The 20,887-nt window shown below is 65.1% G+C and carries 15 protein-coding genes and 1 pseudogene; 6 read left to right on the top strand and 10 right to left on the bottom strand.

The annotated features are described in order from the left end of the window. A complete protein-coding gene (locus V3587_RS09900) occupies nucleotides 1-771 on the bottom strand; it encodes a class I SAM-dependent methyltransferase (protein ID WP_003945692.1) in 771 nt (256 codons plus the stop codon). Between the two features lie 173 nt (nucleotides 772-944). On the opposite strand from V3587_RS09900, the gene V3587_RS09895 reads away from it, so the two are divergent. After that, nucleotides 945-2,159 (top strand): glycosyltransferase family 4 protein, encoded by a 1,215-nt coding sequence (locus V3587_RS09895; protein ID WP_200313598.1) that lies wholly within the window; start codon nucleotides 945-947, stop codon nucleotides 2,157-2,159. On the opposite strand, the gene V3587_RS09890 is transcribed toward V3587_RS09895, so the two are convergent. Next, on the bottom strand, nucleotides 2,106-3,845 hold the full coding sequence (locus V3587_RS09890) for a hypothetical protein (RefSeq protein WP_283376648.1): 1,740 nt from the start codon (nucleotides 3,843-3,845) through the stop codon (nucleotides 2,106-2,108). The two genes, V3587_RS09895 and V3587_RS09890, sit on opposite strands and share 54 nt — an antisense overlap. A gap of 33 nt (nucleotides 3,846-3,878) precedes the next feature. Here V3587_RS09890 and V3587_RS09885 point away from each other — a divergent pair, with 33 nt between their 5' ends. Beyond that, on the top strand, nucleotides 3,879-5,105 hold the full coding sequence (locus tag V3587_RS09885; RefSeq protein WP_283376649.1) for a lipopolysaccharide biosynthesis protein: 1,227 nt from the start codon (nucleotides 3,879-3,881) through the stop codon (nucleotides 5,103-5,105). Here the strand turns inward: V3587_RS09885 and V3587_RS09880 are convergent. Beyond that, nucleotides 5,086-6,042 (bottom strand): ABC transporter substrate-binding protein, encoded by a 957-nt coding sequence (locus tag V3587_RS09880; RefSeq protein WP_054827952.1) that lies wholly within the window; start codon nucleotides 6,040-6,042, stop codon nucleotides 5,086-5,088. The two genes, V3587_RS09885 and V3587_RS09880, sit on opposite strands and share 20 nt — an antisense overlap. 170 nt (nucleotides 6,043-6,212) lie before the next feature. After that, the gene (locus V3587_RS09875; protein WP_283376650.1) at nucleotides 6,213-7,346 is read right to left on the bottom strand and encodes a DUF3068 domain-containing protein; all 1,134 of its coding nucleotides are present in this window, start codon (nucleotides 7,344-7,346) and stop codon (nucleotides 6,213-6,215) included. A 216-nt stretch (nucleotides 7,347-7,562) separates the two neighbouring features. Here V3587_RS09875 and V3587_RS09870 point away from each other — a divergent pair. Then, a pseudogene (locus V3587_RS09870) lies at nucleotides 7,563-8,612 on the top strand (acyltransferase family protein); the annotation flags it as partial. Nucleotides 8,613-8,635: 23 nt separating this feature from the next. Here V3587_RS09870 and V3587_RS09865 read toward each other — a convergent pair. The 4 genes from V3587_RS09865 to V3587_RS09850 all read right to left on the bottom strand — a co-directional run bounded on the left by V3587_RS09865 (nucleotide 8,636) and on the right by V3587_RS09850 (nucleotide 14,918). Continuing rightward, the gene (locus V3587_RS09865; RefSeq protein WP_317829745.1) at nucleotides 8,636-12,970 is read right to left on the bottom strand and encodes an alpha-(1->3)-arabinofuranosyltransferase; all 4,335 of its coding nucleotides are present in this window, start codon (nucleotides 12,968-12,970) and stop codon (nucleotides 8,636-8,638) included. A 43-nt stretch (nucleotides 12,971-13,013) separates the two neighbouring features. Next, the gene (locus tag V3587_RS09860) at nucleotides 13,014-13,187 is read right to left on the bottom strand and encodes a DUF2613 domain-containing protein (protein ID WP_003945488.1); all 174 of its coding nucleotides are present in this window, start codon (nucleotides 13,185-13,187) and stop codon (nucleotides 13,014-13,016) included. A 129-nt stretch (nucleotides 13,188-13,316) separates the two neighbouring features. Then, nucleotides 13,317-14,405 (bottom strand): isochorismate synthase, encoded by a 1,089-nt coding sequence (locus V3587_RS09855; protein WP_283376652.1) that lies wholly within the window; start codon nucleotides 14,403-14,405, stop codon nucleotides 13,317-13,319. A gap of 45 nt (nucleotides 14,406-14,450) precedes the next feature. Next, a complete protein-coding gene (locus V3587_RS09850) occupies nucleotides 14,451-14,918 on the bottom strand; it encodes a universal stress protein (RefSeq protein ID WP_003945900.1) in 468 nt (155 codons plus the stop codon). A 101-nt stretch (nucleotides 14,919-15,019) separates the two neighbouring features. On the opposite strand from V3587_RS09850, the gene V3587_RS09845 reads away from it, so the two are divergent. Then, complete coding sequence (locus V3587_RS09845) at nucleotides 15,020-16,195, top strand: glycoside hydrolase family 3 N-terminal domain-containing protein (protein ID WP_283376653.1); 1,176 nt, start codon at nucleotides 15,020-15,022, stop codon at nucleotides 16,193-16,195. Nucleotides 16,196-16,267: 72 nt separating this feature from the next. Continuing rightward, nucleotides 16,268-16,867 (top strand): TetR/AcrR family transcriptional regulator, encoded by a 600-nt coding sequence (locus V3587_RS09840; RefSeq protein ID WP_003945885.1) that lies wholly within the window; start codon nucleotides 16,268-16,270, stop codon nucleotides 16,865-16,867. Between the two features lie 101 nt (nucleotides 16,868-16,968). On the opposite strand, the gene V3587_RS09835 is transcribed toward V3587_RS09840, so the two are convergent. Both V3587_RS09835 and V3587_RS09830 read right to left on the bottom strand, forming a co-directional pair. Further along, a complete protein-coding gene (locus V3587_RS09835; protein WP_007734551.1) occupies nucleotides 16,969-17,832 on the bottom strand; it encodes a MaoC/PaaZ C-terminal domain-containing protein in 864 nt (287 codons plus the stop codon). Further along, the gene (locus tag V3587_RS09830) at nucleotides 17,832-19,178 is read right to left on the bottom strand and encodes a 3-oxoacyl-ACP reductase (RefSeq protein ID WP_003945596.1); all 1,347 of its coding nucleotides are present in this window, start codon (nucleotides 19,176-19,178) and stop codon (nucleotides 17,832-17,834) included. The genes V3587_RS09835 and V3587_RS09830 overlap by 1 nt, the downstream gene beginning before the upstream one ends. A gap of 130 nt (nucleotides 19,179-19,308) precedes the next feature. Between V3587_RS09830 and V3587_RS09825 the strand changes: the two genes are divergently transcribed. Then, complete coding sequence (locus V3587_RS09825; RefSeq protein WP_095971367.1) at nucleotides 19,309-20,664, top strand: acetyl-CoA C-acetyltransferase; 1,356 nt, start codon at nucleotides 19,309-19,311, stop codon at nucleotides 20,662-20,664. The last annotated feature ends 223 nt before the right edge of the window (nucleotides 20,665-20,887 follow it).

Below are 20,887 nucleotides of genomic sequence, written 5' to 3'. Positions count from 1 at the left end.
CTATCGCTTTTCGAGAACCACGACGAGGTTGCTCACCAGGAACTCCCGCAGGCCGGGGACTCGGACCATCCACCACGCCCACGACGGGTGGTAGCGGGGGATCGCGGCGAGCAATGTGCCCTGGCTGGTTCCACGGGCCCAGCGTAAGCCGTCGGTGGCGCCGACTTTGAACAACGACACCCCGAATCTGTTCTTCGGTTCGCGTCCGGTCTTGCGGAGGTACCGCTTGGCCGCGTACTCGCCGCCCAGGGCATGCCACGGTCCGGTTTCGTGGCCGCCGAACGGACCCCACCACAGGGTGTACGAGAGAACCATCAAGCCGCCGGGCTTGGTCACCCGCAGCATTTCCTCGGCCATCAGCCAGGGTTCACTGACGTGTTCGGCCACGTTGGAGGAGAAGCAGATGTCCACGGACGAGTCCAGGAACGGCAGTGCCAAACCCGATCCACGCACCGCGCCGCCCACCGTCAGACCCGCGGCGTGCATCTCCGAAGGATCGGGTTCGACGGGAATGTAGCGGGCACCTGCGGCTTGAAAGACCTCCGCGAAATAGCCCGGACCGCCGCCCACGTCGAGGACGGTGAGACCGTCGAGGGATCGTCCGGTGTGACCTTCGTGCAGGTCCGAGATTAATTCGACGGAGTCGCGCGCGAGCGCGCCGTAGAAGATATCGGGCGCGGACTGCTCGTGGCGGAAGTCGCTGAGCAGGCCGAACGAGCGTTTCAGGGTTGCCCGTCGGCCGAAAATGCGGGTCACTGCGGGCTTGGTCACGGGTAGCAACTTTAGCCACTGGGCCGCCCGGTCCACGAACACCGTCAGGAGCGCGGCAATACGGACGCTCGAACAGTTAGGGTGTTCGGCAGGGTTACCGGCCGGTCAGGCGGGGCATCCCGCAGGATCGCCCGAACCGGGGTGGCCACCGACCAACTCAGGGAGTAACGCACGTGCGCGAGGTTCTGTTGCTCTGCTGGCGCGATACCGGGCATCCCCAGGGCGGTGGAAGCGAGCGTTACCTCGAGCAGGTCGGATCCCAGTTGGCCGAGCGCGGCATCAAGGTGACGCTGCGGACGGCGTCGTATCCCGGGGCGCCGGCGTCGGAGGTTCGCGACGGCATCACCATCAGCCGGGCCGGTGGTCGCTTCAGCGTGTACCCCCGCGCTCTGGCTGCCATTGCTGCCGGACGTCTGGGTTTCGGATCGCTCAAGGGCATTCACCCCGACGCGGTGATCGACACCCAGAACGGCATCCCCTTCTTCTCGAAGACCGTGGCGGGTGCGCCGGTCACGCTTCTGGTCCATCACTGCCATCGTGAACAATGGCCGGTGGCAGGCAAGCTCGTCGGTCGGATCGGCTGGTGGGTCGAATCGCGATTGTCACCGCGCACCCATCGACGTAGCCAGTATCTGACGGTGTCGCTTCCTTCGGCCGAAGAATTGGTGGACCTCGGTGTCGAGCGCGAACGAATTGCCGTGGTGCGCAACGGTGCCGATCGACTCCCCGTCGGCGTCGACGCGGGCGGATCGATCACCAGGGCCGAGCGTCCCACCATCTCGGTTCTCTCACGACTGGTGCCGCACAAGCAGATCGAGGACGCACTCGAGGCAGTCGCAGCTCTGCGTCCGACGCTTCCGGACATCCATCTCGACGTCATCGGTGGCGGTTGGTGGGAGCAGAACCTGCGAGATCGCGCCGCAGAGTTGGGAATCGGTGACGCCGTCTCGTTCTACGGTCACGTCGACGAGGCCCGTAAACATGAACTCCTTGCGCAGTCGTGGATTCACCTCATGCCTTCACGGAAGGAAGGATGGGGCCTGGCGGTCATCGAGGCTGCGCAGCACGGTGTTCCGACGATCGGCTACCGCAGTTCCAAAGGTCTGACCGACTCTATCGTCGACGGAGTGACCGGGCTGTTGGTCGGCGGTGAGCACGCCGGCGACGGTGACATCGCCGATCTGACGCAGGCTGCAGGCACCCTGCTCCGCGACCACGAACTCCGCACGGTGCTCGGTGAGAAAGCTCGCGTGTGGTCCGGCGAGTTCTCCTGGGAGCAGACCGGCACCGGAGTGCTCGAGGTGCTGACCGCACACAAGGACGGTCGGTGGGTCTCAGGATTGGCCGCGCCGCGCGAGTCGAATTCGGTTCTGGTTCAGTCCGACTGAGATCAGCGCGATCACGCCCATCAGTATCCAGGCGAGATGCGCAACTATGACGGCCGTTCGGGCATCGGTCGACGCTTCCTGCGCGGCAACATCTCCCGGTACCCGGTAGAGCTCGAGATCGTTGTCGGCGAAGACCTGTTCCAAGCCGTCGAGTGTCGCTGCCGCCTTGCCGAGTTGGCCTGGTGTCTCACGCTCGATCAGTACCCATCCGACTCCGAGATCGGCCAACTGCGTAGGACTCCCGCCGGCAAGCAGCAGATCCTCGACCTGGGTGGCCCGGGTTCCTTCACCGCCGACAGCACCACCGGCAACCACCAGTTGGCCGGTCTGCAGCACGTCGAGGGGCAGGAAGCGTGGTGCTGGGTCGAGTACCGGCGCATCACCGCTGTAGGGGAAGGCACGGAACATCCCGGCGGGAAGCACTGCAACGTCACCGGTTTCGTCTCGTAGTTGCTCGGCCACCACGGTCCAGGACCCGGGATAGTGCACGGGCTTCAACGCGCCGCCGACGCCCCACACCAGATCCGGTAGCGCCACGATCGTCACCACGACGGCGGCGATCGAGAATGTCGGGCGGGGAAGGGAGAACCGATTGCCCGCCCACATCACCGCGGCGGCGGCAGCGAGTGCGTAGAACGGTACGGCCAGCGCGACCCACTTCTGCGCGTCACGCAGCAGCCCGGCCCCGGTGAAAACCTCGACCGACCATCGGCCGACGTCGAGCCCCCACGGAGTGGCGCCCAGGGTCGGAGCGAGCACCGCACACAGGGCCAGCGCGCCGAGTCCACTGACAACGGGGTTCCGGCGTCGGCGCCATAGAGCGGGCACACCGGTAAACACCACGACAAGTAGAAGAACTGTTCCGGCCAACGCGAAGAGTGTTGTGCGCGTGGACGGTATCGCTGCCGAATTCCAGATACCGCCGAGACCGGCGAGGCTGCCGAGTGTCGCGAGGCCCGGTTCCGCTCGGGCGGCAAAGGCGGCGACTCCCGCCGGATCGGAACCGTCGCCGGCTGCTCCGGATACGAAGGTGGCGACCAACCACGGCGAGGCGGCGACGAGGAACAGCCCGATAGCGCCGCCGACACGCCGCATGGCCGAGGTTCGGCCTCCTGGGGTGGCAACCACCACCAGCGCGGCCGTCAGAGCGAGCAGAGCGCCGGTAGGTGTCAGGCCCGCGAATGCAAGTGACGCGGCCAACGCCCACCAGGACCCGGGCGTGGCTCGGCGAACTCCGATCCCGGCACACACGATCCACGGCAGTGCGGCATATCCGGTCAGCAGGCTCCAATGTCCTTGCAACAGGCGCTCGGCCACGTAGGGGTTCCAGAGCATTACCGTCGACGCGACCAGTTGTGGACCGACACCGGCCGTCGGCAGCAGGACGGCGACCATGCGCGCCGCACCCCAGCCGGCGAGCCAGAGCGCCACGAGCAGGATGAACTTGACCACCAGTCCGCCGTCGATCACGGTGCTCAACGCTGCGATCAGCGCGTCCTGGGGAACAGCGCGGGCTGCGGCGTCGGTGAGTCCGAGGGCGGAGTCGGTCAGGTACGAGCGCGGCGTGCTGACGGCGTCGCGCAGCAGGAGGTAGCCGGGGCCGAGCAGCGGTCCGAGGATCAACAGTGCCAGCGCCAGGCTGTACGCCGCAGGCAGGCGTCGGCGGTATCCGGCTTGCACTGTCATGACGCGCACGATACGTGGTGCATCATTACTGCCATGCCTCGCCAACCACTCGATCGCGCCGCCGCGGCCGGGGTCGGCATGGTTTTGGTGGGATCGATGACCGCTAACGTCGCGTCGTACCTGTTGGCATGGTTGGCCAGCCGATGGTTGGGTCCGGTCGGCTACGGAGAGTTCGCGAGTCTGCTTGCCGCCCAGTTGGTACTTGCGGTTCCGGCTTTGGCGTTGCAGACGGTGGTCGCCCGCGAGGCGGTGCGTGGCAAGAGCACAGATGCGTTGCGGTCGTTGGGGTATCGATGCACCGCGATCGTCGCCGTTCTCGCGGTGGCGCTCGCTCCGGCGATGGCATGGCTACTCGACACCGGAATCGTGGCGGCGTTCTCGGCCTTGGTGACCGCGCCCATGTTGGTTCTGCTGGCCACGGAGCAGGGTTTGTTGCAGGGGCACGGTCGATTCGGCACTCTCAGCGCCGTACTGGCCGGGGCCGGGGTGATGAAAGTCCTTCCGGCAGTGATCGTTCTGGCATTCGGCGGCGGAGCAGGCGCCGCCTTGGTCGCGGGCGCGGCCGGAACTGCGTTGCTGGTGGCGATAGTTCGAGTGGTCGACCGAACCGTCTCGGCGAGCGAGGACCGTCCGGTGCGGATCGGGGTTGTCTCCGTGCTCGCGGCGTCGCAGGTTCAGCTCGCGCTGATCGCGTTGTCTTCGCTGGACCTGCTGATCGTCCGCGTCGTCCTCAGCGAATACGACGCCGGTGTATACGCACTCGGCGCCGTCGCGACGAAGGTGGCGTTCTGGCTACCACAGGCGGTGGGCGTCGTGCTGTACCCGAAGATGGCGAATCCGGCGCACTCGGCGCAGGCGGTTCGCTCGGCGTTGGCAGTGCTCGTCGGTATCGGCGCCGTGTTGGTTCTGGGAGCGGCGGTTGCCGGCCCGCTGGTGCCGATGCTCGTGGGCGAGGCATACGCCGCCGTGGCTCCGATGCTGTGGGCCTTCGCCCTGCACGGTGCAGCGCTGGCGGTACTCCAGGGTGCCTTGCTGTCCGCAATCGCGTCAGAACGCACGCGAGTGGCCCTTCTGGCGTGGGCAGGACTGGCCGTGGAGGCGACGGTCATGCTCGTGTGGGCGAAGACGCCGGGAGAGTTGATCGGCGTCGCCGTCGTGGTTGCGTCGACGACGGCGTTGGCGGTGTCCGTCGCCGCGGTGCGAAGTGCCGACCGCGCCGGGCCGGCACCTCACAGCGGCGTCAGTTCTCCAGACGCGTGAACAAATCGTCGAAGTAGTCGAGCGTACGCATCGCGGTGTAGACGGATCCGTAGTTGATGTTTCCACCCGTGTAGACGACGTTGTCGCCTTGTACTGCGCGGATACGGTTCCACATCGCACGGTCGTCACTGACGGGATCCACACCGGGCGCGGTGGTGACGATCATTCCGTCGGCAGAGTCGAGGGCAGTCACGAGGTTTTCGGTGGAGATCTCCTTCTGTCCCTCGACCGGCCACTGGAGTCGCACGCCGAGGTCCTCGGCCACCTGCGTGGAGATGCCCTTACGGTTGACGCCGTTGACCTTCTGATTCACGTAGTTCAGCAGCACGATCTGCTTGCTCGCCAAACTCTGGGCGTGGCGTTCCTTCAGTCCGGCTGCCTTGTCCTCGTACGCTCCGATGACCTGACGGACCTCGGGGTTCTCGGTGCGATTCAGCCAACTCGCCAACTGGTCGATATTCTCGCGCCACGGACGGGTGAAGTCCATCGGAAGCACAGGAGCCGTCTGGCTCAACTGCTGCAGCGGCCACATGTCGGAGGCCTCACCGATGTCGGTGCAGATGATCAGGTCCGGTTCCAGCGCGAGAATTGCCTCGACGTTGACCGGTGCCTCGAACACCTGCGCCGTGGGATCGGCCGGAACCCACGGTTCGGCGGCGTCGAAGCTGTACGCGATGACCGGCAGGCCCATCGCGACGGCCGGTTCGAGGTCGAGTCGGGAGTCGATGGCGACGACGCGCTTCGGGGTCACCGGAATGTCGTAGGTTCCGAGCGAGGTCGTGACCGTGCGCATCCCGGCTGCATCGCCCTCGGTACCGGCAGATCGTGCGCAACCGGCGGCGAACAGCCCGGAGAATGCAGCACTGCCGACAACAAATCTCCGTCGCGTCAGATCGCTGACACAGATGTGCGAACCCAGAACTGTTGATGCGGGCATGTGGCTCCTCGTGTTCGGGGGTGGTCTGGACTTCCAGAAAACGGTAGGCCCGCGACCACGCGGAGGGAACGACCCGTTGCGCCAATCCGTACGCCGATCCGGCAACAAAGTCCCGAAACGAAGCAGAGCGCCCCTTCCGTGTGGAAGGGGCGCTCTGCTTACTGCCTGAATCAGTCCTTGCGCAGATCCGGACGCGGGATCACCTGGGTGTCGTCCGAGGTCCAGTCGTGCTCACCCGGAGCCGGCTCGAGCGAGCCCTGGCCGCTGGGATTCTGGTTCGTTCCGCCGTGTGCAGCGCGGGCCGGGGTTCCGCCCTTGCCGCTGCGAATCCCGAGGAAGATACCGGCGATCAGTGCGATGACACCGAGGACACCTGCCACGATCGGGACGGTGCGGCCGAACAGCGAGAGCTTGTCCATGCCGTCACGGGCCTGCTGGACCTGGTACTCGATGGTGGCTTCGTCGAAGGGCAGCGTGACCTTGAGAACCTCGACGTCGACGGCATCCTTGTTGCGTCCGTAGTACTGGTGCAACTGCTCCTGGCCCTTGACGACAACGCCGGTCTTGGGCTCGACCCACAGGTCACGGACGTTGGTGTACCAACGCGTCATCGTGATCGGAGTAGCGCCACCGGGAACGCCCCAGGTGTCGGCGGGCAGGCTCAGCTTGTTGGTGGGGGAGTTGACGACCTTCGACAGGTCGACGGGATCGATCGTCTGCTGGAAGTGGTACACCTTCAGACCGTTGATCTCGGTCTCTTCGACGAAGTCGATGTCCTTCGTGGCGCGAGCGTTCAGGTCGAAGTAGGGGTAGCTCTTCTGTTCCGTGTTGAACGGGAACTTGTACTGCAGACCGTCGCGGGAAACTTCTTCGGCGGGCTGGTCGCTGGAGGTCTGGACGGTTCCGACCGGATCGTTGGTCGGCATCGAGCTGACGCGATCGAGCGTGACGCGGTCCAGGGTTGCGGTCAGCAGCCCGGTATCGCCCTGCTTGTCGGTACGACGGACCGTCTGGCCGGCTTCGACGGTGATGATGTCGGCGTCGGACGGGTCCTGCGTGGTGACGTAGCGCTGAGCGACGATCGGCACGTTGTTGTCGACCTGTGCCTTACCGGCGAGGAGGGCCGCCGAGTTGAGGACGCTACCGGTGCCTGTGGCGACGGTGGTCACCTCGAGGTCGAGTGGCGTCTTCTCCAGCTTGCCTACCGTGTAGGTAGGAATGAGGATGGCGATGGCCAAAAGGAAGGCACCGAGGCCCACCAGAATGCAAGGAAGTATCCGGCTCGGCCCTGAGCGTTCCGCCATGCTGTGACTCCTAACCCGTTAAGTCTTTCGAGGTTCCCCAACCGGCACAATATGAGCTGCGCAGATCGCATGGGGCCCCCGATGGACACCATGTGTGGCAGAACACTAACAGTCCACCGGCCCGGTTTGTCGCATGAGGGCATGAATTGGCCAGGCATTTTGTTGTGAGTCCCTGGTGGTTTCCCTCAATCGGCCTGGGGTGCACACTTATCCGTGATGATCAGTTCCACGAATTCCTCTCAGACGGTCCCGCCACAGGCTCGGGGCTTTGTTCCGGCTTTGGACGGTATGCGTGGATTGGCCGCGCTCGGCGTCCTCGTCACCCATGTCGCGTTCCAGACCGGAGAAGCGCAGTCCGGCGCGATCGGGCGAGCGTTCGGCCGACTCGACCTCGCCGTAGCGGTGTTCTTTGCTTTGTCCGGATTTCTGCTGTGGCGTCCGCACGCGGCAAAGGCCCGTGGAATCGGGCAGCCGCAGCCGACGGTCCGGTACTGGATCTCCCGCGCGACGCGCATCCTGCCGGCGTACTGGGTGGCGGTGGTCCTGATCCTGCTGTTCCTGCCCGGCGCCGGTGGGGGCTACCAGGTGTGGCTCGCGAATCTCGGGTTGGCACAGGTCTTCGTGCCGTTGACGCTCACCGAGGGGCTCACGCAGATGTGGAGCCTGTCGGTCGAGGTGGCGTTCTACGTTCTGTTGCCACTGTTCGCGTATCTGATGGTGCGGTTGCGCGGCGGCACTGCCCGGTACCGGCTACCGCTTCTGCTCGGAGTGTCGGTGCTGGCCCTGGCGTGGGCATTCATTCCGATTCCGACGCCGGACGCCATCCACCACGACAACTGGTTGCCGGGCTACCTGCCGTGGTTCGGCGCCGGCATGGTGCTGGCCGAGCTGGCAGTGGGCCCGTCGACATGGGTGCATCGCCTCGCGCACCGTCGGGTACTCCTGACCCTCATTGCCTTTGTCGCCTTCGTTCTCTCGTGCACCGATCTGGCCGGGCCCGAAGGTCTGGTGCGGCCGGAGCCGTGGCAGTACGCGATCAAGATTGCACTCGGTGCGATCATCAGCTTCTCGTTGATCGCGCCACTGGTTCTGCGCGATCAATCGCAGCATCGGTTCCTGGCCAGTCCTTTGGCGCTGGCAATCGGACGCTGGTCCTACGGCCTGTTCATCTGGCACCTGGCCGTATTGAACGCTGTGTTCCCCGTATTCGGCATAGTTCCGTTCTCGGGCAGCTTCTTCTACGTCCTGGCCCTCACGGTCGTCCTGAGCGTCGCTGTGGCCTCGGCCAGTTACGCCTTGGTGGAGGAACCGGCGCGCGTCGCGGTGACGCGGTGGGAGAAGCGTCGCCACATCGGTGAACCGGCAAAGGGCAACGCGGCCAACCCGGTCACGACCAAGGCCACCAACATCGAGAACTGAATCGCGAACGAGTCGCCCACGTATCCGCCCGGTGCCCGCCACGGTCCGGTCGAGAGCAGCGTGATGCCGATCATCGCGGCCACGCCGGCAGTGCCGACCAGAATGCGTGCGGTCCGAGCCGGGCCGAAGATTCGCAGCGCGGCAAGTCCGAGGATCGAGCACACGACCGCGATCGCCGCTCCCACTCCGCCGCCGATGACGGTGGCCGCCGCGAGCACGCCCACCCATCCTGCCGCGACGCTGCGCCACGGGCGGGGCGGTATGAGCGGCTTGGGTTCTCGGCGGGTGGGGACAAGAGCTGCGAACAGCAGCGGGATCAGCAACACGAGCCCGCCGAAGATGCCGAGGCGGTACCAACGGTCGCTGGGGAAGTCGATGGTGACGGTTCCCGCGGTGCCTGCCGGCGCGATCCAGCCCTGCTGCCAACCGTTCACGACCACCGGCGTCAGCTCGGAACCGTCCGGCGCCGTGGCGATCCAGCCGATGCTGGTGCTCTCGGGATTGACGATCAACTGATCGGTGGACGAGTTCGTGACGGTGAGTTCCCGGTGATTCGCCGTCCACGCGGTCGATTCGAGCGGTGTATTCCGTTGCGCGGCTGAAGGACCGACAGCCGTCAAGTTCAGATTGTCGACCGAGAATGCGGGGCCCGGTTCGACGACTACTTCAGGCTGTCCCGCCGGCAAAGTTGCCGACGCGTCCAGGTCGCACACACGTGCCTCGACCGGTGCGCCGGTGCGAAGTTGGGCCGCCGTCGCTGTGATCGAGGTAGGGAACTGCTGTCCGGCAACCGAAATGGTCGCACCGTCACCACAGGGGACGGTGACGGTGCGGTTGTCGAATGAGTCTGTGCCCTGCACGCCGGAACCGGCGATCGGTGTCCCGTCTGCGCCGACGACGCCGACCTCGGCGAGGCCGGTGGGCTGCGCCTGGGCGAAGCCGAGTGCCGTCTGATCGAGGACCGGTTCCCAATCGGTGACGCTGAGGACGATCTTGTCGGTGACGTAGGGGGAGAGGGTAACTCGACTGGTTCGAGGCGTTTCGTCTTCTAGGTCGGGCAGCGCTCGAACCTGCGGTCCGTTGCCGAGGTTCACCGCGACGCTGGTCGGCAGCGAGGGCAGGGTGCCAAGTCCCCGTGTGATGTCCAGGCCGGTGACCAGGGTGGGTTCGGGAAGGTTGAGAGTCAGAGTCGGTTTCGGGCCGCCCGGTTCGGTGGTGCTCTGCGGCGCCGACCACGTGGTGCGTGCGTCGCCGTCGGTGGCAGCGAAGGCAGATCCGCGTGTGTCGCCGATGTCGCTGGAACCCGAAGCCGTGATTCGGCCTGGGGCGGAAAGCAGGTCTTCGAGGGCGTTGCCCTGACGCGCTCGGACAGTCAGTGTCGGTGCAACGACTGTGTTTTCGGGCACCGTGAGCGTGCGCTGGAAACGGCTCGGCTCTTCGGGTATCGCCATGAATGCATTGCTGCACCGCACGCGGTCCGTCGAGTCGGCGCACGCGTTGCGGCCGGGGAACTCCTGGCTCAAATCCCAGGCGTTCACGGATGCGCCCGTCGGCGTACTCGGCAGGACTGTGTCGAAACGGATCGGGACGGACTTCGGCGCGCTGCGATCGGAGAAGTCTTCGACGGAGAGTTCGCTGATGCCGAACTGTGTTCCAGGCGATCCATTTTCGGTGTGAGTCGCCGTGACGCGTACCCACGGAGTGTTGCCGCCCGGGATCGAGACGGTGATGGGCTCACCGGGACGCTCCACCTTCACCGCCGTGCTGCCGTTCGGTGTCGAGACCTCGAGCCATTTGACCGGAGCGCCGATCGCCGCGGCGCTGGTGGTCAGATGGAGCAGGCCACTGGAAATCGGTGTGTCGAAGTCGATCTGCAACCACTGGCCCAGTGCACGCTCGATTCCGTTGCTGAACCAGCCGGTGGCCGGATCGCCGTCGACCGTCGATGCCGGACTGCTCGACGGTGAAGTGCCGCCCAGCTGGGTGGCGTCGGAGGCTGCGCTGGAAACGGTGATCGAAGCGCCACTCCAGCGGCCTTCCACGAGAGGCGTGTTCGCAACCGGGTAGTCGGGCACCAGATTGTAAGTACGACGAGCGTCGTCGGGCGTGCGCAGGGCGGAACTGTGGTTGTCGACCTGACCGAAATCGGTTTCCCGATCGCGTGGGGTGTCGGTGACGGTGACCGAATCGACCGGCAGTCCGGCAGCTTCGGCGTCGGCGGCGAGAATCATCGGGCCGGTCCCCGGGATCAGCCCGCTTTCGTGAAGGCGCACAGCAGATTCCGGACCGCCTTGAACGCGCGGAACCTGGTTCAGATCGACGGAGTACGGTCCACTGACCGCCGGGGTGCCGTCAGGCGCGGTGACCTCGAAGATCTCGATGGCCGGGTAACCGGGACGCAGGTCGCTGTCCGCGACCAGCCCTTCGATCGGTTCGGGGCTGTCGTCTTCACCGAAATGCGCGACGCGCTCGATCCCCGGCGAGCCTTCGACCGCCTGGTGCACGAGTATCGGCCTGGCCGAGCGCGACGTTTCGCCGTCGAGGTCGTTGCGCATCACCAGATAGTGGATGCCCTGCCCCAGCAAGGTCTGCGCGAGGCCGTCCGACGGACGTCCGTCGGCGATCAGACGTTGCACCGAATCGAGCGCTCGGATGGCGCCGGGAGGGGTCAGCGGGACCGAGTCACGCACCGCCCACGGCGTACTCGCCAACGCCTGAAGCGGTTCGTCACGCGTCAGGCCCCAGACCTGGCTGCCGAAGGGCGCTCCCGGGACGACCAGGGCACGTTCGGCTTCCGATCCGGGGGAGGTGTTGTCCTCGAGCCACTGTGCTGCTTCGTTCCAGTACGAGGGGACGTCCGGATACGCTCCGCGGGGAGCGAGCTTTCCCGTCCAGGCCAAGGCCGTCGAGAGGGTGAGGGCGACGAGGATCAGGCTGGTCAGTGCGACCATCGGTTCGCGCTCGGGATGGGCGAACGCACGCCGCCATCGGGCGAGTGGAACCGATCCCGGCAGCGGCACTTTGGCCAGCAGGTGTGCGAGTCCCAGCACCAGCGGTAGACGGACCAACGGCTCGAGCTTGTGGACGTTGCGCAGCGGCGCGCCCGCCGAGTCGAGGAACAGACGCACTGACTCCGATACCGGCGAGCTGAGTTCACCTACGTACCCCGCGGCCAGACCGGTGATACCGACGAACAGGATGAGCGTCAGCCGGCCGCGAGCGGGCATGGACCGCATGCAGAGTCCGGCGAGGCCGGCAGCGGCAACCAGACCGGTGGCGACAACTGCTGCGGGCTGGGTGACCAGAACGGCGCCGGCAATGCGTTCGGGGGAGACGAACGGGGTCCAACTGTCCGTGCCGCGCAGTATCTCGGCGAGCGACGCCCATTGAGTGGTGACACCGGCGGACTCGATGTAGTCCAGGAACGGTGGGCTGATCTTGCCGAGCAGCAGTAGCGGCACGATCCACCAGAGAGTGCCGAGTGCGACGAACAGCGCCCACCATGCGGTGAACGTCAGCCACGTTCGGTTGGGTTTGTGCGAGAGCCACCAGCTGATCGCGACCAGGCAGGCTGCGGCGGTGGCGACGGCATTGATCGAACCCATGAGGGCGACGGCAAGCGCGGATTGCGCGGCCAACCGCCTCAACCCCCGTGAGCGGTTAGGGAGTCCAGGGACTCCTTTTCCACGCACAGGGCCGAAGGCCAGAACCACCGGCAACAACACCCACGGCGCCAACATCATCGGCAGGGTTTCCGAGGAAATCGAACCGAGAGTGGTCAGCACGCGGGGAGAAAGAACAAAGGCAACCGCTGCGATGACGCGCGAACTACGGCTGCCGATACCGAGAGCCTCTGCAACTCGGATGATGCCCCAGAAACCTGCGATCAGAAGCAGCGCCCACCAGACGCGCTGAGTGATCCACGGCGGAACGTTCGCCAACTCGCCGAGCGCGAAGAACGGCCCGTGCGGAAAGAAATATCCATAGGCCTGGTTCTGAACCTGGCCGAGCGGGGCCTGACTACTCCACTGATGCGACGCGCGTTCGAGAAAACCGAACGGATTCTGCGTCAGGTCGTACTTGGTGTCAGCGGTGATCAGACCCGGCGATTGCAGAAAAGTGAGAAGAAACGCTACGACGGAGGCGCCGAACAGCCACCGCTTCGACAGGGGCTCTGCCGACGGGGCGGTGTCTACCGAAGACACCGCTGCGTCGGCGGAAGAACGGGAACTCGCGAGGCCTGCGCTCTCAGCGGCTGCCGTACTCAACCTGGTTCAGCACGGAAGAATCTGCGTTTCCGCTGCGGTCGATCTCGGGACGAGTGTTGTCCGACGCGGCGGCCGTGACACCGAAGATGACGCCGGCACCCAGAACGGCACCGATGACAGCGCTGGCCACACCGGGGACAAGGAACTTCGTCATCGCGGATCTCCCAATTGGTCGTTAGTCGGTCGTTCGCGGTCGGACGGACTTACCGGCCCGTACGAACTGCTCGGGTCAAGGTATCACCCGCACTCGAGAATCCGGACGATTACCCTCGTGACGTGCTGGTCAGTCGAGGGTTTCGGCACCGAGCGCGGTCAACAGAGTGCGCAGTTTCGTAGACGTCTCGTCGAGTTCGTCCTGCGGATCCGATTCGGCGACAATTCCGCCACCCGCGCTGGCCCAGGCACTGAGGCCGTCTGCACTGATCTCGGCGCAGCGGATGGCAACCACCCAATCACCGTCGCCGGCGTCGTCGCACCATCCCACGGCGCCGCCGTAGAAACGCCGCGGTTCCTCGGTCTCGCGGATGACCTTCAGTGCTGCATCGGTGGGTGTTCCGCACAGCGCGGGCGTCGGATGCAGAGCCATGGCGAGGTCGAGCGCAGTGGTGTCGTTTCGCAGCGTGCCGCGGATCGGGCTGGCCAAGTGCCAGACCTCGTGAGTATTGGTCAGTTCGGGAGTTGCCGGCACCGACAGATCACTGCACATCGGTTGCAGGACCTCGCGGATCCACGCCGTCACGAAGGCGTGCTCGGCCAGATTCTTCGTCGAACGCAGAAGGCTCTCGCCGGCCTCGCGGTCTTGTTCGGAGTCGGCGGATCGCTTTGTGGTCCCGGCCAACGGGCGACACGTCACGACGCGCCCGCGTCGACTGACCAATACCTCGGGCGTTGCGCCGACCAGGCTGTGGCCCTCGAATTCGGCTCCCGCAGCAGATAGGTCGACGGCAAAGGTGTTGGCGACGGGATTGAGCGCCGTCATGCGAGCGGCGAGCGCGGTCGGGGAGATCGGAGTCTGCGTCCGAAGTTCCACAGTGCGAGCCGCGACAACCTTGTCGATTTCTCCGCTGCGGAGGCGTCCGATCAACTTTTCCACTCGACGAAGATGCTCCGACGCCGACGGGATCTCCCGGCCCACCTTGGTCGTGGGCAGCGCCGGGGGATCGACCGGTTGCCACGGCCGCGACGCGATCGTCGCCTCGGCAGGTTCGTACAACGCCGTTGGGGCAGCGGGGTCGAAGGGCAGCGCTCCGACGATCAGCTTTGTCGTACCTGCCGACAAAGCGTGGGTGGCCGCGTCGGAGCTACCGAAGCTGCGTCGTACGCCGCGGGTGACCACGCTGTGATCGGGGCGAGAGAGAACAAAACCGTCCATGGTGCTTTCGACACTAGTCGGCCCCGGATCAGGAATGCGCGAAGGTCACTTCCCCGGAGGGACGATCAACACCGGCCGATGACTGTGACGCAGAACATGATCCGCGACACTGCTCTGCAGTAGCGACCGCAAACCCGTAGTGCCTCGGGTGCCGGTCACGATGATGTCGACGTCCAATTCGTCTGCGGTTTCGCAGATTGCAGACCAGATCGCGGAGCGGCACTCGGCGCTTCTACCTTCGACGGTCAGGCCCGCGGCCTCGGCCAGTGCGACACCCTCGGCGAGGGTGACTTTGGCGTCGGTGTACGCGATGTCCTCGACGTCGTCGTCGGGAACCCACTCCGGTTGCATCACCCCGGACAGGCCGGACATGCGAGCGGCCTGGCGAACCATCGGCTCCCAGGCAGTGACGAGAACAGCGCGATTGGCGGAGAGGAAACGCCCCGCGTAGTCGACTGCACGCTTGGCGTTGTCGGAACCGTCGTACGCGATGAGCATCAGACCTTGTGGCATCACGACCTCCTCGTCAGCGGGGGAATCGGTTCTCTTCCAGGCTACCGTCCCGATGTGCCCGTGAGGGAGTGTATGGGTACCGGGTCCGTTACGGTCGAGGTATGCGGATCAAGTTTCTGAAGGCTGCGACGACCATTGCATTGTGCGGAGGGTTGGTTGCGGGATGCTCGGGCGAAAACGGGACCGCCGATCCGGTTTCGAGCGCCCCGACCAGCACCTCCGAGATCACGTCGACGCCTGCGGCATCCAGCTCCGCACCCGTCGCCGCGTCGTGCGGTAGTGACCTTCTGGCTTCACTGTCCCTGCGTCAGAAACTTGCCCAGCTGCTCAACGTGGGCGTCACCGGGACCGACGACGCGTTGTCGATAGTGCAGAACGAGGAGATCGGCGGCATCTTCGTCGGAAGTTGGACCGATCAGTCGATGCTCACCAATCGCGAAGTGCCGCAGGTTGCTTCGGCGTCGAAGTTGCCGTTGATGGTGACGATCGACGAAGAAGGTGGACGAGTTTCCCGCGTCGCGGACATCCTCGGGCCCGATCCGTCGGCCAGGGAAACAGCGCAGACCATGACAGTGGAACAGACGTACCAGATGGCTCTCGAGCGTGGACGCGGGTTGAAGGATCTCGGAATCACCGTCAACTACGCCCCCGACGTCGACGTCAGCAGCCAACCCGACGACTCCGTGATCGGTGACCGCTCGTACTCCGACGACCCCCAGACCGTGGTTGCGTACGCCGGTGCGTACGCGCAGGGTATGCGCGACGCCGGAATCTTCCCGGTGATCAAGCACTTTCCCGGGCATGGCAGCGCGTCGGGTGACTCGCACCGGGGTGAAGTGACAACGCCGCCCTTGCAGGATCTGATCGCGTCGGACTTGATTCCCTTTCGCGAGCTGTCGGGAACCGGAGTCGGCGTCATGATGGGTCACCTTGAGGTTCCCGGTCTGACCGAGCCCGGTACTCCTGCCAGCATCAGCCCCGCCGCCGTTGCGTTGCTTCGCGACGGAGTGGGTTACGGCGCAGCGCCGTTCACCGGCCCGGTATTCACCGACGACCTCAGCGGTATGCAGGCGATCACCGACCGATACGATATTGCCGACGCGGTTCAGGCTGCGCTGGTGGCAGGAGTCGATCAGGCACTGTGGCTGACCACTGATGACGTTCCGCGGGTGCTCGACCATCTCGAGCAGGCCGTCGCGTCGGGTGAGCTTCCGCAGGCACGGGTCGATCAGGCCGTCGTCACAGTTGCCACCGCCAAAGGTGCCGTGACCTGCTGAGTCGAAGTCAGGATTCGACGCACAATCTTACCGTAGAGTAAGATCGACATTTACCCTGTGGTTGGAGGAAGCATGGCCGGCGGTACCAAGCGACTGCCACGCGCAGTGCGTGAGCAGCAGATGCTCGACGCGGCTGTGGACGTGTTCTCCGACAGGGGGTTTCACGAAACTTCGATGGATACCATCGCGGCCAAAGCCGAGATCTCGAAGCCGATGCTGTACCTGTACTACGGCTCGAAGGAAGAACTGTTCGCGGCGTGCATTCATCGTGAAGGGCTCCGCTTCCTCGAAGCTCTCGCCCCCGCGGGCGCGCCGAACCTGACTCCGCGTGAACAATTGCGCGCCGCTCTCGAGGGCTTCCTCGGGTTCGTGGGCGCAAACCGCAAGTCGTGGATGGTGCTCTACCGTCAGGCCGTCGGGCAGCAGGCTTTTGCGGGAACCGTGCAGTCCAGTCGCGATCGGTTGATCGAGTTGACCGCGCATCTGCTCGAGTCCAGCACCAAGGATCCTGATGCCGCGCACGATTACGGGATCATCGCCATCGCGCTCGTCGGCGCCGGTGAGGCGGTAGCCGACCGGGTCGCGGGCGGGGAAATCGAAGTGGACGCCGCCGCGGACCTACTCGAATCCCTCGCGTGGCGCGGTCTCTCGGGCAAGAAGAAGTCCGAATAGCCCCCAAACCAATCTGAGCGAACGTACCTTTCAGCGCATCCAAGGCGCCGAAAGGTACGTTCGCTCAATTGGGGTGGGTGGGAAACCCGACAAAACTAAGGTCAGCGCAGCGTCGCCGTGACGTGCGGGTAACCCTTCTTCGGGTGACGCAGCGACAGATCCCAGCCGTCGTCGGTGCGGTCGGCGTAGGCATTCAGCGTCGCCGGCAGCAGAATCGGCTTACCGAAACGCACGCTGTAGGTGACCTTGTCCGCGACGGACCCCTCGACGGTCCGCAGAACTGCCGCGGCACTCCACATTCCGTGAGCAATGGTCTTCGGGAAACCGAAAGCCTTCGCGCCCAGAGACGAGACGTGAATCGGATTACGGTCGCCGGAGACAGCGGCGTACTTGCTGATCGTGGTCTGGTCGACGCGGATGGTGCTCATCGGCATCGGGGGGACCTCGTCGGCCTTGGGCTCCGGACCGGGCTGGCCGGACAGGGAGGTCTTCTGCTGGTTCAGGAAGCTCGAGGTCTGTCGCCAGACCAGTTCCCGTCCCACCCGAATTTCGGTGATCACGTCGATCAGCAGGCCCTTGCGGTGCTCACGCAGGTTCTCGGCATGCACCGAGAGGTCCAGCGGTTCGCTGACGGAGATGGGCCGCAGCGATTCGATGACGTTCTCGGCGTGAACGGAGCCGACGGCGGCGAAGGGGAAGTCCTTCGACACCATCAGCTTCATCACGGTCGGGAAGGCCAAGGTGAAGGGGTACGTGATCGGCAGAGTGTCGCCGAACCGCAGTCCGGTCACGCGGCAGTACGCCGCCAGATTGTCGGTGTCGACCTTCAATCCGGTGAGGGTGAAGGTCTGCTGTGGCACCGAGCGCGAGTTGGACTTGTTCCACGGCAACAATCCCAGTACCGCGCGGGAGTAGATGTCGAGGGTCTTCGGCTGCTCGGTGAGCGCGACGGTCTTTGTTGCCATCATGCGCCCAGGAGGCTCTGGCCGCAGACGCGAACGACCTGTCCCGTAACGGCATTGGAGGCCGGGCTGGCGAAGTATGCGACGGTCTCGGCGACGTCGACGGTCTCGCCGCCCTGCAGGAGCGAGCTCATGCGGCGGCCGGCTTCGCGGGTGGCGAAGGGGATGGCTGCGGTCATGGCGGTCTCGATGAAGCCCGGTGCGACGGCGTTGATGGTGATGTTCTTCTTCGCCAGGACGGGAGCTTCGGCGTGTACGAGGCCGATGACGCCGGCCTTGGAGGTGCCGTAGTTGGTCTGGCCGCGGTTGCCCGCGATGCCGGCGATGGAGGAGACGTCGACGACGCGGCCGCCTTCCTTGAGGGCGCCCTTCTCGACGAGGTGCTCGGTGATCTTCTGCGGTGCAAGAAGATTGACGTTCATGACCATGTTCCAGCGGCCCTCGTCCATGTTGGCGAGGGTCTTGTCGCGGGTGATGCCGGCGTTGTGGACGATGATGTCCGCTCCGCCGTGACGCTCGAGGAGATGAGCTGCGAGGACCTCGGCTGCGTCGGCTGCCGTGACGTCGAGGGCGAGGGACGTGCCGCCGACCTTGTTCGCGGTCTCGGACAGTGCTTCGCCGGCGGCCGGGATGTCAGCGCAGACGACGTGAGCGCCGTCGCGGGCCAGCACCTCGGCGATGGTGGCGCCGATTCCGCGGGCTGCGCCGGTGACGACGGCAACCTTGCCTTCGAGCGGCTTGTCCCAGCTTGCGGGAGCGACGGAATCTTCAGCACCGACGACGATGACCTGGCCGTCGACGAAGGCGGACTTGGCCGAAAGAAGGAAGCGCAGAGTCGATTCCACGCCGGAGAGTCCGGTGGACGCCTTGGGGGAGACGTAGACCAGCTGAGCGGTGGAGCCGCGCTTGATCTCCTTGCCGACGCTGCGGGTGAAGCCTTCGAGCGCGCGCTGCGCGACATGCTCGTCGACGCTCGACGTTTCTTCCGGCGTCGTGCCGAGAACCACGACGCGAGCCGACGGTGCGAGGTTGCGGATCACGGGCTGGAAGAACTCGAACAGCTGCTCGAGCTCACTGACCTGAGTGATTCCGGTTGCGTCGAACACGAGCCCGCCGAAGCTGCTGTCGTGTGCCTGAGCTGCTGGGTAGTCGGAGAGCAGCACGCGAAGCGGTTCTGCGAGCCGACCCTTGCCGCCGATGAGGACAGGTCCGGCGAGTGCGGGTTCCCCTGCTTTGTAGCGACGCAGGTTCTCGGGCCTGGGCAGGCCGGCCTTCGACGCGATGAATGCGCCGGGGGCGGACGAGAGGAACTGTGAATAGAGGTCGGGAGCTCCCTTGCTGGCTGCCACGGTCCTACCTTCTGTTGTGTTTCGGGTTGTCTCTCACCGGGCAATCGGAAGAATGCGGCGATAGACAAGTAACTTACTACTGAGTAAGAATAGTCTTCAACAGGTAATCGCACCATCCTTGGAGACGCAAGTGACAAGCAAAGCCCGTTCAAATGCAAAGCCCGCCGCACCTCGCACTGCACCGGCCGCAGCCGCTGCAAATTCTGCAGGTCAGCGCCGTCCGGTTGCGATCGTCGGCGGAAATCGCATTCCGTTCGCACGCTCGGACAAGGCGTACGCACAGGCGTCCAACCAGGACATGTTCACTGCGACGCTCGACGGTCTGGTGAGCCGATTCAATCTGCAGGGCGAGAAGCTCGGCATGGTCGTCGGCGGTGCGGTGCTCAAGCACAGCCGTGATTTCAATCTCATTCGCGAGTCCGTTCTCGGCAGCGCGCTGAGCCCTTACACGTCGGCCTACGACCTTCAGCAGGCGTGTGGCACGGGACTGCAGTCGATCATCGCCGTCGGCGACGCCATTTCGGCCGGCCGCATCGATTCCGGCATCGGCGGCGGTACGGACACCACGTCCGACGCTCCGATCGGCGTCAACGATCAGGCACGCGAGTTCCTGCTTTCCCTCAACCGCGCGAAGTCCACGGGCGACCGCATCAAGCTGCTCGGCAATGTGCGTGCGGGCATGCTCGGCCTCGAGATTCCGCGCAACGGCGAGCCTCGCACCGGCAAGTCGATGGGTGACCACGCTGCGATCACCGCCAAGGAATTCGGCGTCAAGCGCGAGGACCAGGACGAACTTGCCGCTGCCAGCCACAAGAACATGGCGGCTGCCTACGACCGCGGTTTCTTCGACGACCTCGTCACCCCGTTCCTCGGCCTGACCCGCGACGACAACCTCCGTCCCGGTTCGACCGTCGAGAAGCTGTCGACGCTCAAGCCGGTCTTCGGTACCAAGCTCGGCGACGCGACTATGACGGCAGGCAACTCGACGCCGCTCACCGACGGTGCTTCTGCAGTGCTCCTCTCCACCGACGAGTGGGCAGCCGAGCGCAATCTTCCGGTTCTGGCGCACCTCGTCGATTCCGAAACCGCTGCCGTCGACTACGTCCACGGCAAGGACGGGCTGCTCATGGCTCCCACGTACGCGATCCCGCGTTTGCTGGCCCGCAACGGTCTGACCTTGCAGGACTTCGATTACTACGAAATCCACGAAGCCTTCGCTTCGGTGGTTCTGGCAACCCTGCAGGCCTTCGAGTCCGACGAGTACTGCAAGGAACGCCTCGGCCTCGACGGCGCATTGGGATCGATCGACCGAAGCAAGCTCAATGTCAACGGATCGTCCTTGGCTGCAGGTCACCCGTTCGCGGCGACCGGCGGACGTATCGTCGCTTCCCTCGCAAAGATGCTCGCCGAAAAGGGTTCGGGCCGCGGCCTGATCTCGATCTGTGCGGCCGGTGGCCAGGGTGTCACGGCGATCATCGAGCGGTAACCGCTCCACAATCTCCCCACGCGAGTGAAAACTGCGCTCACCTGCAGTGATCGTCGCGAGGGGATGCGTAATCGGGGATCCGGCCACGAGGGGTGGCCGGATCCCCGAACTCTTTGCAAACTTTTTCGCGCAGGCGTGTAACGCTGCAGAATAGCTACCGATATTCATGACAGCCCCGTGTTGCTGCCTGACCCCCGACCTGGCAGCAGCGCGGGGCTCTCGT

Origin of the sequence: Rhodococcus sp. IEGM 1306 (assembly GCF_036541985.1) — a bacterium.
Taxonomy (GTDB): Bacteria; Actinomycetota; Actinomycetes; order Mycobacteriales; family Mycobacteriaceae; genus Rhodococcus_F; species Rhodococcus_F qingshengii.
This window is presented reverse-complemented; position numbering and strand designations above follow the sequence as displayed.

What these genes read in the sequence shown, in the direction of transcription:
- V3587_RS09845 (WP_283376653.1), top strand. Translation starts at nt 15,020, where the DNA reads ATGCGGATCAAGTTTCTGAAGGCTGCGACGACCATTGCATTGTGCGGA.
- V3587_RS09840 (WP_003945885.1), top strand. Translation starts at nt 16,268, where the DNA reads ATGGCCGGCGGTACCAAGCGACTGCCACGCGCAGTGCGTGAGCAGCAG.
- V3587_RS09875 (WP_283376650.1), bottom strand. Translation starts at nt 7,346, where the DNA reads ATGGCGGAACGCTCAGGGCCGAGCCGGATACTTCCTTGCATTCTGGTG.
- V3587_RS09835 (WP_007734551.1), bottom strand. Translation starts at nt 17,832, where the DNA reads ATGGCAACAAAGACCGTCGCGCTCACCGAGCAGCCGAAGACCCTCGAC.
- V3587_RS09850 (WP_003945900.1), bottom strand. Translation starts at nt 14,918, where the DNA reads ATGCCACAAGGTCTGATGCTCATCGCGTACGACGGTTCCGACAACGCC.
- V3587_RS09880 (WP_054827952.1), bottom strand. Translation starts at nt 6,042, where the DNA reads ATGCCCGCATCAACAGTTCTGGGTTCGCACATCTGTGTCAGCGATCTG.
- V3587_RS09890 (WP_283376648.1), bottom strand. Translation starts at nt 3,845, where the DNA reads ATGACAGTGCAAGCCGGATACCGCCGACGCCTGCCTGCGGCGTACAGC.
- V3587_RS09855 (WP_283376652.1), bottom strand. Translation starts at nt 14,405, where the DNA reads ATGGACGGTTTTGTTCTCTCTCGCCCCGATCACAGCGTGGTCACCCGC.
- V3587_RS09860 (WP_003945488.1), bottom strand. Translation starts at nt 13,187, where the DNA reads ATGACGAAGTTCCTTGTCCCCGGTGTGGCCAGCGCTGTCATCGGTGCC.
- V3587_RS09885 (WP_283376649.1), top strand. Translation starts at nt 3,879, where the DNA reads ATGCCTCGCCAACCACTCGATCGCGCCGCCGCGGCCGGGGTCGGCATG.